Genomic DNA, 11805 nt, shown 5'->3' with positions numbered 1-11805 from the left:
CTAGCAGACTAGTCCTACGCTGTCGAGATATGGCGCCCGTGGCCGTTTGCGTATACTGCGCAGATGTTTTTCCCAACGGCTTTGCGTCCGCGATACGCCAAATGGCTGATCGCAACCGGACTCTTCCTGATGCTCGGTGGCTGTGTTGATAAACCCAACACACTCGAGCGCGTAAAGGAGGATGGTGTGCTGCGCGTGGTTACCCGCAACAGCCCCGCCACCTACTTTCAGGATCGCAGCGGTGAAACCGGCTTCGAATACGAGCTGGTGAAGCGCTTCGCCGACGATTTGGGCGTCGAGCTGAAGATCGAGACGGCCGACAATCTCGATGACCTGTTCAACCAGGTCGGCAAGCCGAACGGCCCGGTACTCGCGGCCGCCGGTCTGGTCAGCAGCGATGAACGCAAGAAGCAGGTGCGGTTCTCCCACTCCTACCTCGAAGTCACCCCGCAGATCATCTACCGCAACGGCCAGTCGCGCCCTACAGATCCGGCGGATCTGGTCGGCAAGAAGATCACCGTGCTCAAGGGCAGCACCCACGCCGAACAACTGGCCGCGCTGAAACAGAAATATCCCGGCATCGAATACGAAGAATCCGACGCCGTTGAAGTGGTCGATCTGCTGCGCATGGTCGATGAAGGCCAGATTGACCTGACCCTGGTCGACTCCAACGAAGTGGCGATGAATCAGGTGTACTTCACCAACATCCGCGTGGCCTTCGACCTCGGCGACGCGCGCAGCCAGAGCTGGGCGGTGGGCCCGGGCGAAGACAACAGCCTGCTCAATGAAATCAACGCCTATCTGGACAAGGTGCAGAAAAACGGCACCCTGCAACGCCTGAAGGACCGCTACTACGGCCACGTTGATGTGCTTGGCTACATGGGCGCCACCACCTTCGCCCAGCACTTGCAGCAGCGCCTGCCGAAATACGAACAGCACTTCAAGAACTACGCGAAGAAAGAGAAAGTCGACTGGCGCCTGCTGGCCGCCATCGGTTATCAGGAATCCCTGTGGCAGCCGACGGTGACCTCGAAAACCGGCGTGCGCGGTCTGATGATGCTGACCCAGAACACCGCGCAGGCGATGGGCGTGTCGAACCGCCTCGATCCCAAGCAGAGCATTATGGGCGGTGCCAAGTACCTGGCTTATATGAAAGATCAGCTCGACGATTCGATCCAGGAACCGGATCGCACCTGGTTCGCCCTGGCGGCGTACAACGTCGGCAGCGGCCACCTGGATGACGCGCGCAAACTGGCGGCGAAGGAAGGCTTGAATCCGGACAAGTGGCTGGACGTGAAAAAGATCCTGCCGCGCCTCTCGCAGAAGCAGTGGTACAGCAAGACCCGCTACGGTTACGCCCGGGGTGGCGAACCGGTGCACTTCGTGGCGAACATCCGTCGCTACTACGACATCCTGACTTGGGTGACCCAGCCGCAGCTTGAGGGCGATCAGGTGGCCGAGGGCAACCTGCATGTGCCGGCGATCGACAAGTCGAAACCGGCGCAAGAGCCCGCCCCTCTTTAAAGCAAAAGATCGCAGCCTTCGGCAGCTCCTACAGGGTTATGTGTACACCTGTAGGAGCTGCCGAAGGCTGCGATCTTTTGATCTTAACCCTTTAGAGCAGCAGCCAGGATCAGCGCTTTCATTTCCGACACAGCAGATTTGAAGCCCACGAACAACGCATGCGCCACCAGCGCGTGGCCGATGTTCAGTTCGTTGATGCCTTTGATCGCCGCCACGGCCTCGACGTTGTGGTAATGCAGGCCGTGCCCGGCATTGACGATCAGGCCCTGCGCCAGTCCAAACGCCACGCCATCAGCGACGCGTTTGAGCTCTTCAGCCACTTCGGTGGGAGTTTCGGCATCGGCGTAGCGCCCGGTGTGCAGCTCGATGGCCGGTGCACCGATGCGCTTGGAGGCGGCGATCTGGCGCTCGTCGGCGTCGATGAACAGCGACACTTCGCTGCCGATCTTCGACAAACGCTCGACCGCAGCCCTGATGCGCTCCTCCTGCCCCGCTACATCCAGACCACCTTCGGTAGTCAGTTCCTGACGGGTTTCCGGGACCAGGCAGATATGCGCCGGGCGAATGCGCTCGGCGAACGCCATCATTTCTTCGGTGACGCCCATTTCGAAGTTCATGCGGGTTTGCAGCACATCCTTGAGCAGCAACACGTCGCGCTCCTGGATGTGACGGCGATCTTCGCGCAGGTGCACGGTGATGCCATCGGCGCCCGCCTCTTCTGCATCCAGCGCCGCCTTGACCGGATCCGGGTAGCGCGTGCCACGGGCCTGACGCAAGGTGGCGACGTGGTCGATGTTCACGCCGAGAAGAATGCGATTGCTGCTGGTCACGGATGCGCTCCTGAATTGAAAGGTTCGGCGCACAGCATATCAGGGCTTGCGAAACAGCTCGCGACTGACAAGCGGACGCCCGCCCAAATGCACCGCCAGCGCCTGGCGCATCAGACGCTTGGCCGCCGACAGCGCACCGGGCGCCGACCAGTCGGCTTCGGCCATGGCCAGCAGCTCGGTACCGTTGAACAGGCCGGGTTGCAGCAGATACACCCTTTCGAGACCGGCATCGACTTGCAGGCGATAGAGACCGTCAGGCGCGACAGGCTCGCCGTGCATATCGGTGTTCATGGAGAAGCCGTAGCCGAGATCATCCAGCAGACGCCATTCAAAGGAGCGCAACAATGGCTCCAGCGGTCGACCTTCGGCCAGCGCCAGCAAGGTCGCGGCGTAATGATCAAATACTGCAGGATGCGGATCTTCGGCAGGCAACAGCCGAATCAACAGCTCGTTGAGATAGAGGCCGCTGAACAGCGCCTCGCCATTGAGCCACGCCGAGGTGCCGGAGCTCTCCATGCGCCCGACATTCTTCAGCTCGCCCTTGCCACGGAACTCGACCTCCAGCGCCACGAACGGCCGCGCCAGCGTCCCGGCCTTGCCCCGCGCACTGCGCAACACCGCCCGCAGCCGACCTTGCGGCGTGAGGAAATCGACCAATGCGCTGGTTTCGCGATAGGCGCGCGAATGCAGGACATAGGCGGGTTGGGCGGGAGGCGGGTTTTGCGACATTGAGTTCTCGATGAAGAAACGCGGTTTTACATACAACCCAAAACCACTGTGGGAGCGAGCCTGCTCGCGAAAGCGGAGTGACAGTCAACATCAATGCTGAGTGTTACATCCTCTTCGCGAGCAGGCTCGCTCCCACAGTGAGTAGCGGTGTTTTCGAGATCGCTACTTACAGATCGCCATAACCCAGCGAACGCAGCGCGCGCTCGTCATCGGACCAGCCGCCCTTAACCTTGACCCACAGGTTGAGCATGATCTTGGAGTCGAACAGCAGCTCCATGTCCTTGCGCGCTTCGGTGCCAATGCGCTTGATGCGCTCGCCCTTGTCGCCAATGATGATTTTCTTCTGGCCGTCACGCTCGACGAGAATCAGCGCGTGGATGTGCAGGGTCTTGCCCTGCTGCTTGAATTCTTCGATTTCGACGGTGATCTGGTACGGCAGCTCGGCACCCATCTGGCGCATGATTTTCTCGCGCACCAGTTCGGCGGCAAGGAAACGGCTGCTGCGGTCGGTGATCTGGTCTTCCGGGAAGAAGTGATCATTCTCCGGCAAGTGATCGGCGATGACCTTTTCCAGCGCTTCGAGATTGTGCCCGTGCTGCGCGGAAATCGGGATGATCTGGGCGTTTGGCAGCTGTTCCTGCAACCAGCTCAGGTGCGGCATCAGCTCGGCTTTGTCTTCGATGCGATCGGTCTTGTTCAGCGCGACGATCAGCGGGCCGGTCACGTATTGCACACGCTCGAGCACCATCTGGTCTTCGTCGGTCCACTTGGTGCGGTCGACGACGAAGATCACCACGTCGACGTCTTTCAACGCCGCCGAAGCGGTTTTGTTCATGTAACGGTTCAGGGCCTTTTCGCCACCCTTGTGCATGCCCGGGGTGTCGACGTAGATCGCCTGGACGTCGCCCTCGGTCTTGATGCCGAGCATGTTGTGGCGAGTGGTCTGCGGCTTGCGCGAAGTGATCGCAAGCTTCTGCCCGAGGATGTGGTTGAGCAGCGTCGACTTGCCGACGTTGGGACGGCCGACGATGGCAACGTAGCCACAGCGAGTTGCGTTTGTATCAGTCATTGCCATTCTCCACGCCCAGGGCAATCAGTGCTGCGGCGGCCGCTACCTGTTCGGCAATACGACGGCTCACACCCTGACCTCGGCTTTTTTCATTCAGTAAGACCACTTCGCATTCGACGAAGAAGGTACGGCAGTGCGGTTCGCCCTGAATATCCACCACTTCGTAGCGTGGCAGTTCGCAACCGCGCGATTGCAAGTGTTCCTGCAAGCGGGTTTTCGGATCCTTGTTGGTGTCGACCAGCGTCAGGCCTTCGAATTCGCCGGCCAGCCACGCCAGTACGCGCTCGCGGGCGACGTCCATGCCGGCATCGAGGTAGATCGCACCGATCAGAGCTTCGAGGGCATCGGCGAGAATCGATTCACGGCGGAAACCACCGCTCTTCAGTTCCCCCGAACCCAGGCGCAGATAATCGCCGAGGTCGAAACCGCGAGCCAGTACGGCCAGCGTCTCACCTTTTACCAGCCGCGCGCGCAAACGCGACAACTGGCCTTCGCGGGCCAGCGGGAAGCGATCGAACAGCGCCTCGCCAGCGACGAAGTTGAGGATGGCATCACCGAGGAATTCCAGACGCTCGTTGTTGCGCCCGGCAAAACTGCGGTGCGTGAGGGCCAGCAGCATCAGCTCCTGGTCCTTGAAGGTGTAGCCGAGCTGGCGCTCGAGACGGCTTAGAGAAACGCTCACGGTTTACCCACGCTGAGTTCGTGGCTGGTTTCCACTGCCATCGCCGGGGTACGGCGCAGGCCTGGGACAATTAACGCTGTGTTCAAAAAATAGATCCTGGCGATTGCGAAGCCGATTGTGCCGGCTCCAGAAATGCATTCGGCGCTGTGGTCAACAGCGCCGTGTTTGATTACTTGATCAGGCCGACCCGCGAGAAATTCGGCAGGTGGCTGAGTTTCGGCTCTGGCCAGCTCATCCAGACCGCGAAGGCCTTGCCGACAATATTCTTGTCGGGAACCATGCCCAGCAGATCCTTGGGAATGTTCGGATCATCCCAGTAGCGGCTGTCGTTCGAATTGTCGCGGTTGTCGCCCATCATGAAGTAGTGCCCGGCAGGCACCGTCCACGAACGATCCGGAGTGGCGCGGTAACGGCTCATTTCCTTGCGGATCAGGTGCTCGGCTGCGCCGAGTTTTTCCTGATAGAGCTCCGCACTGCCCAGCGAACCTGCTTCGGCGCCGGCCATCTTCTCGGCGATCGACTCACCGTTGACGAACAGACGCTTGTCGGCGGTGTAACGCACAGTGTCACCCGGCAGGCCGACCACACGCTTGATGTAGTTGACGTTCGGGTCGCTCGGGTAGCGGAACACCATCACATCGCCGCGCTGCGGGTCACCGACTTCGATGATCTTCTTGTCGATCACCGGCAGACGGATGCCGTAGGAAAACTTGTTCACCAGAATGAAGTCGCCGACATCCAGGGTCGGTTTCATCGAGCCGGACGGAATCTGGAACGGCTCCACCAGGAACGAACGCAGCACCAGCACGATGAACAGCACCGGAAAGAACGACTTGCCGTATTCAACCAGCAGCGGCTCTTTGTTCAGCTTCTCGACCACCACAGGCTCGGGTTGGCTGACACTGCCTTGATAAGAGGCAATGGCAGCCCGCCGACGCGGTGCCAGGAACAGCAGATCAATCAACGCCAACAGGCCGCAGACGAACACGGCGATGACCAGCAACAGCGGGAAATTTAGCGACATAGGACCTGATTATTCCAACCTGAGCACGGCGAGGAAGGCTTCCTGTGGAATTTCCACGTTGCCGACCTGTTTCATGCGTTTCTTACCGGCCTTCTGCTTCTCGAGCAGCTTCTTCTTACGACTGACGTCACCGCCGTAGCATTTGGCCAATACGTTCTTTCTGAGCGCCTTGACGGTTGTCCGGGCCACGATCTGACCACCGATGGCGGCCTGGATCGCCACGTCGAACATCTGACGAGGAATCAGTTCTTTCATCTTCTCGGTCAACTGGCGACCTTTGAAGTGCGAATTGTCACGGTGCACGATCAATGCCAGGGCATCGACCTTGTCGCCGTTGATCAGCACGTCCAGTTTCACCAGATTAGCCGATTGGTAACGATCGAAATGGTAGTCCAGCGAAGCATAGCCGCGGCTGGTGGATTTGAGACGGTCGAAGAAGTCCAGGACCACTTCGTTCATTGGCAGGTCGTAGGTGACTTGCACCTGATTGCCGAGGAACAGCATGTCGACCTGAACGCCGCGTTTCTCGATGCACAGGGTGATGACGTTGCCCAAATGTTCCTGCGGCACGAGGATATTGGCGCGCACGATTGGCTCGCGCATGTCCTCGATCGCCGACACGTCCGGAAGCTTCGACGGGTTGTCGACGTAAATCGTTTCACCGGTTTTCAGCACCAGCTCGAAAATTACGGTCGGCGCGGTGGTGATCAGGTCCAGGTCGTATTCGCGCTCGAGGCGCTCCTGGATGATTTCCATGTGCAGCATGCCGAGGAAGCCGCAACGGAAGCCAAAGCCCAGGGCGTCGGAGCTTTCCGGGGTGTACTGCAGCGACGAGTCGTTCAGGGTCAGCTTCTGCAGCGCTTCGCGGAAATCCTCGAAGTCGTCGGAACTGACCGGGAACAGACCGGCGTAAACCTGTGGCTGAATGCGTTTGAAGCCCGGCAGCACCGGAACGTCCGGCGTGGAGCTCAGGGTCAGGGTGTCACCGACCGGCGCACCGTGAATGTCCTTGATGCTGGCGATGATGAAGCCCACTTCCCCGGCCTTCAGATCAACGGTGGCGGTGTGTTTCGGGTTGAACACGCCGACGCTGTCGACCAGGTGCACCTTGCCGGTGGACTTGACCAGAATCTTGTCGCCCTTCTTCACACGGCCGTGGCGCACACGTACCAGGGAAACAACGCCCAGGTAGTTGTCGAACCAGGAGTCGATGATCAACGCTTGCAGCGGATCTTCGATGTTGCCGGTCGGCGCAGGAATGGTGTGCACCAGACGCTCGAGCACTTCGTCGACACCCAGGCCGGTCTTGGCGCTGCAGGTGACGGCGTCGGTGGCGTCGATGCCGATGATCTTCTCGATCTCGTCCTTGACGCGATCCGGCTCGGCCTGTGGCAGGTCGATCTTGTTCAGGACCGGCATGACCTCCAGGCCCTGCTCGATGGCGGTGTAGCAGTTGGCCACGGACTGGGCTTCTACGCCCTGCCCCGCATCGACCACCAGCAAGGCGCCTTCGCACGCCGCCAGGGAACGGCTGACTTCGTAGGTGAAGTCGACGTGGCCCGGGGTGTCAATGAAGTTCAGCTGGTAGGTGATGCCGTCTTTGGCTTTGTAATAGAGGGTAACGCTGTGGGCCTTGATGGTGATCCCGCGCTCACGCTCAAGATCCATGGAATCCAGTACCTGGGCTTCCATTTCACGCTCGGCCAGGCCGCCGCACATCTGGATGAAACGGTCAGCCAGCGTCGACTTGCCATGGTCAATGTGGGCGATGATGGAGAAATTGCGGATATGACTCAAATCACTCACGGATCAACACTCAAAAAGGCTGCAGGCTTGGCCCGCCGAAAAATAGCCGGGAATTGTACCTGATACACGGCGCAAGCGTCACGTTCGCCTGTCACCCGGATCGCATGCAAAAACGCCCCGGTCTGGCGACCGAGGCGTTTTCAGGGCTCAAGCGCTGAATGAAAGCTTGTTCATCAGCCCGCTCGCCTGAGCAGCCAGACACCCGCCAGCGCACACACGCCGGCCGGCACCAGCACCGCAAACAGCGGCGAGAAACCGAACACCAGACTCGATGGCCCCAGCAGATCCTGGACGATGCGGAAGGTGAAGCCCACCAGCACGCCAGTGAAGACCCGCTGACCAAGGGTCACCGAGCGCAGTGGGCCGAAGATGAACGAGATCGCCATCAGCACCAGCGCGGCGGTCACCAGCGGCTGCAACACCTTGACCCAAAATGCCAGCCAGTAGCGACCATTGCTCAGGCCCTGCTCCGCCAGATAGTGGATGTAGCCCCACAGACCGCTGATCGACAGCGATTCCGGCGCCATCACCACGGTGCTGAGCAGCTGCGGGCTCAACGCCACGTCCCACTCCTCGCTCGGACTGTTGACCACTTCAGTACTGCGCTCATGGAACAGCGTGGTGGCAACGTCGGTGAGCTGCCACTTGGTGCCGTCGAACTCGGCCTTCTTGGCGAAGCTGGAGCTGAGCAGATGGCGCTCCTTGTCGAAGTGATAGCGCGTCACGCCGTACAACAGACCGTTCGGCTGAACCGCGTTGATGTGGATGAATTCTTCACCCTGACGGTGCCACATACCGTGCTTGGCGCTTTGCGCATCGCCGCTGCCCTGGGCCAGCGAGCGATTGGCCTGGGCCATGCTTTCGGTGGCCGGGGCGACGTATTCGCCAATCAGCACGCCGGCGAGCATCAGCACCAGCATCGGCTTCATCACAGCCCAGACGATACGGCCGATCGACACGCCAGCAGCGCGCATGACCGTCAGCTCACTGCTGCTGGCCAGACTGCCGAGACCGATGAGGCAGCCGATCAATGCGGCCATCGGCAACATTTCATACAGCCGGCGCGGTGCGGTCAGCAATACAAAACCGAGCACGTCGACCAGGGTGTAGGTGTCGCTGACGTCGCCCATTTCATCGATGAAGGCAAACAGCGTCGCCAGGCCGAGGATGATCGCCAGCACGGCGATGATCGCCATGAACACGCTGCTGCCGATGTAGCGGTCGAGTTTAACCACGGGCCACCTCCAGCGCAGCGCTGCGACGGCTGGCCAGCTTCAGACGCAGCGGCTCCCAGTAAAGCAGGCCGAGGCCGATCACCAAAAAGATCGCGTGTACCCACCACAGACCGAGGGCCGGCGGGATCTTGCCTTTTTCAAGGGCGCCGCGAGCGGCAATCAGGATGGTCAGGTAAGCCATATAAAGAAGAATCGCCGGCAGCAGCTTGAGGAAACGCCCCTGACGCGGATTCACCCGCGACAGCGGCACCGCCATCAGGGTCACGATGAACACCAGCAACGGCAGCGACATGCGCCATTGCAGCTCGGTTTTCGAACGAATGTCGTCGCTGCCCCACAGGGACGACGTCGGCATCGCATCGCGATCGGTGACTTCTTCGCTGACGTCCGGCTTGGGCAGCAGCACGCCGTAGGTTTCGTAATGGATGGCGCGGTAATCGGCCTGCCCGGGGCTGCCGTCATAACGATAGCCGTTGTCGAGAATCAGGTAGCGATTGCCATCGGGGCGGATTTCCTGACGGCCCGACTCGGCCACCAGTACGGAAATCCCGCGGTCCTTCTTATCGGCACCGAGGTTCTTCTGCGAGATGAACACGCTGCCGAGATTGACGCGATCGTCGCTCAGGGTTTCGGTGTAGGTCACCCGAGTGCCATCACGCAGGGCCTGGAAGCGGCCCGGCTCGAGGGTATCGAACTCGGTCAGCGCGTCCTGCTTGTTCAGCAGCAGCTGAAACTGGTTGGCGCCCTGCGGAGCCAGGCCGAGGCTCAGCCACGCGACCACCAGTGCCACCAGCGTCGCCGGAAACAGGGTCATGCGAAACAGCTTCTGCTGGCTCATGCCGGTGGCCGAAAGCACGGTCATTTCGCTTTCAAGGTACAGGCGACCGTAGGCCAGCAGGATCCCGAGGAACAGGCCCAGCGGCAGAATCAGTTGCAGGAAACCCGGCAGACGAAAGCCCATGATCAGGAACAGCGAGCCCGGATCGAGCTGACCGGCTGCAGCCTGCGCCAGGTATTTGATGAAGCGACCGCTCATGATGATGACCAGCAGCACGGCACTTACGGCGCTGAGGGTCAACAGGACTTCGCGGGACAGATAACGGAAGACGATCAAACCAGACACTCCAGGGTTGTCAGGCTAAGGCGGCCAAACAAGCAAACACATCGACCGGCCCGCCATGCAGAGCGGTCGAAAAAAGATGCGGCATTATCCTGTGATTGGGTGCGCCTGTCACTGCGCACACTCATCCATCTCTGTAATCCTTTGCTGAGGGTTGTCAGGCGCGGGGAGCGAGGTTCAAACTGCGGCCCTTGTCGCAGGCTTTGGCCTGCGCCTCTTCTATCTATAAGCAGGCGACTGCGAACAGCGTCGAACGCCTGCGTGTTGACTATTCATTCAGGGATCCGGACATGGAACTGGTTGTAAAAAGCGTTAGCCCAGAAACGTTGAAAACCGCCACCCTGGTGGTTGCCGTCGGCGAAGGCCGCAAACTCGGTGTCGCCGCCAGACTGGTCGACGAGTCGAGCGGTGGTGCCATCAGCGCCGTGCTCAAGCGTGGCGACCTGGCCGGCAAGGTCGGTCAAAGCCTGCTGCTGCACAGCCTGCCGAACCTGAAAGCCGAGCGCGTGTTGCTGGTCGGCGTGGGCAAGGACGAGGAACTGGGCGACCGTCCGTTCCGCAAAATCGTTGCCGGCATCCTCAACACCCTCAAAGGCCTGGGCGGCGGCGATGCCGTACTGGCGCTGGATGAAGTCATCGTCAAAGGTCGCGACAGCTACGGCAAGACCCGCCTGCTGGCGGAAACCCTGGTCGACGGCGGCTACACCTTCGACCAGTTCAAGAGCCAGAAAGCCGAACCGCGCGCTCTGAAGAAAATCACCCTGCTGACCATCAAGGCTGCGCAGGCCGAAGTGCAGCGCGCCGTGAACCACGCCACCGCCATCGCCAACGGCATGGCGTTCACCCGCGATCTGGGCAACCTGCCACCGAACATCTGCCACCCGACGTTCATGGGCGAACAGGCCAAGAACCTGGGCAAAGAGTTCAAGGATCTGAAAGTCGAAGTGCTCGACGAGAAGAAGATCAAGTCTCTGGGAATGGGTTCGTTCTACGCTGTGGGCCAGGGCAGCGCCCAGCCGCCGCGCCTGATCGTCATGCAATACAACGGTGGCAAGAAATCCGAGAAGCCATACGCGCTGGTCGGCAAGGGCATCACCTTCGACACCGGCGGCATCAGCCTGAAGCCGGGCGCCGGCATGGACGAGATGAAGTACGACATGGGCGGCGCTGCCTCCGTGTTCGGCACATTGCGCGCCGTGCTTGAGCTGAAACTGCCGATCAATCTGGTGTGCATCCTCGCCTGCGCCGAAAACATGCCGAGCGGCAATGCGACCCGTCCGGGCGACATCGTCACCACCATGAGCGGCCAGACCGTGGAAATCCTCAACACCGACGCCGAAGGCCGTCTGGTGCTGTGCGATGCGCTGACCTACGCCGAGCGCTTCAAGCCACAAGCGGTGATCGACATCGCCACCCTGACCGGTGCTTGCGTGGTGGCCCTGGGCGCACACACGTCCGGCCTGCTGGGCAACAACGACGAACTGATCGACCAACTGCTCAGCGCCGGCAAGGCTGCCGACGACCGCGCCTGGCAACTGCCGCTGTTCGACGAGTATCAAGAGCAGCTGGACAGCCCGTTCGCCGACATCGCCAACATTGGCGGGCCGAAGGCCGGCACCATCACTGCCGCCTGCTTCCTGTCGCGCTTCACCAAGAACCTCAACTGGGCGCACCTGGACATCGCCGGCACGGCATGGACCAGCGGCGGCAAGGACAAGGGCGCCACTGGCCGTCCGGTTCCGCTGCTGACCCAGTACCTGCTCGATCGCGCCAAAGCCTGACACCG

At 60.7% G+C, this 11805-nt stretch carries 10 protein-coding genes; 2 read left to right on the top strand and 8 right to left on the bottom strand.

The window, feature by feature from the left end:
• Positions 1-63: 63 nt before the first annotated feature.
• Positions 64-1524: a membrane-bound lytic murein transglycosylase MltF gene (gene mltF, locus PSH90_RS04805; protein WP_081932530.1), complete on the top strand. Its 1461-nt coding sequence runs from the start codon at positions 64-66 to the stop codon at positions 1522-1524.
• Between the two features lie 83 nt (positions 1525-1607).
• Here the strand turns inward: mltF and pdxJ are convergent, their stop codons facing one another.
• The 8 genes from pdxJ to lptF all read right to left on the bottom strand — a co-directional run bounded on the left by pdxJ (position 1608) and on the right by lptF (position 10013).
• Positions 1608-2354 carry a pyridoxine 5'-phosphate synthase gene (gene pdxJ / locus PSH90_RS04800; protein WP_095180437.1) on the bottom strand — a complete coding sequence of 249 codons (747 nt, stop codon included), beginning with the start codon at positions 2352-2354 and terminating at the stop codon, positions 1608-1610.
• Positions 2355-2393: 39 nt separating this feature from the next.
• The gene (gene recO / locus PSH90_RS04795; protein WP_016771561.1) at positions 2394-3083 is read right to left on the bottom strand and encodes a DNA repair protein RecO; all 690 of its coding nucleotides are present in this window, start codon (positions 3081-3083) and stop codon (positions 2394-2396) included.
• 166 nt (positions 3084-3249) lie between these two features.
• Positions 3250-4152, bottom strand: a complete 903-nt coding sequence (era, locus tag PSH90_RS04790) for a GTPase Era (protein ID WP_016771562.1) — start codon at positions 4150-4152, stop codon at positions 3250-3252.
• Entirely contained in the window at positions 4145-4834 is a 690-nt protein-coding gene (rnc, locus tag PSH90_RS04785) for a ribonuclease III (RefSeq protein ID WP_024011703.1), read from the bottom strand. The genes era and rnc overlap by 8 nt, the downstream gene beginning before the upstream one ends.
• A gap of 169 nt (positions 4835-5003) precedes the next feature.
• Positions 5004-5858 (bottom strand): signal peptidase I, encoded by an 855-nt coding sequence (gene lepB, locus PSH90_RS04780; protein WP_056783094.1) that lies wholly within the window; start codon positions 5856-5858, stop codon positions 5004-5006.
• A 9-nt stretch (positions 5859-5867) separates the two neighbouring features.
• Positions 5868-7664, bottom strand: coding sequence for a translation elongation factor 4 (lepA, locus tag PSH90_RS04775; protein WP_016771564.1), 1797 nt, complete (start codon positions 7662-7664; stop codon positions 5868-5870).
• Positions 7665-7837: 173 nt separating this feature from the next.
• Entirely contained in the window at positions 7838-8899 is a 1062-nt protein-coding gene (gene lptG, locus PSH90_RS04770; RefSeq protein WP_056783092.1) for an LPS export ABC transporter permease LptG, read from the bottom strand.
• Positions 8892-10013 (bottom strand): LPS export ABC transporter permease LptF, encoded by a 1122-nt coding sequence (gene lptF / locus PSH90_RS04765; protein ID WP_016771566.1) that lies wholly within the window; start codon positions 10011-10013, stop codon positions 8892-8894. The genes lptG and lptF overlap by 8 nt, the downstream gene beginning before the upstream one ends.
• Before the next feature lie 296 nt (positions 10014-10309).
• Between lptF and PSH90_RS04760 the strand changes: the two genes are divergently transcribed.
• A complete protein-coding gene (locus PSH90_RS04760) occupies positions 10310-11800 on the top strand; it encodes a leucyl aminopeptidase (protein ID WP_150636214.1) in 1491 nt (496 codons plus the stop codon).
• Positions 11801-11805 lie beyond the last annotated feature (5 nt).

It is taken from the genome of Pseudomonas sp. FP1762 (assembly GCF_030687105.1).
Classification (GTDB): Bacteria; Pseudomonadota; Gammaproteobacteria; order Pseudomonadales; family Pseudomonadaceae; genus Aquipseudomonas; species Aquipseudomonas siliginis.
This window is presented reverse-complemented; position numbering and strand designations above follow the sequence as displayed.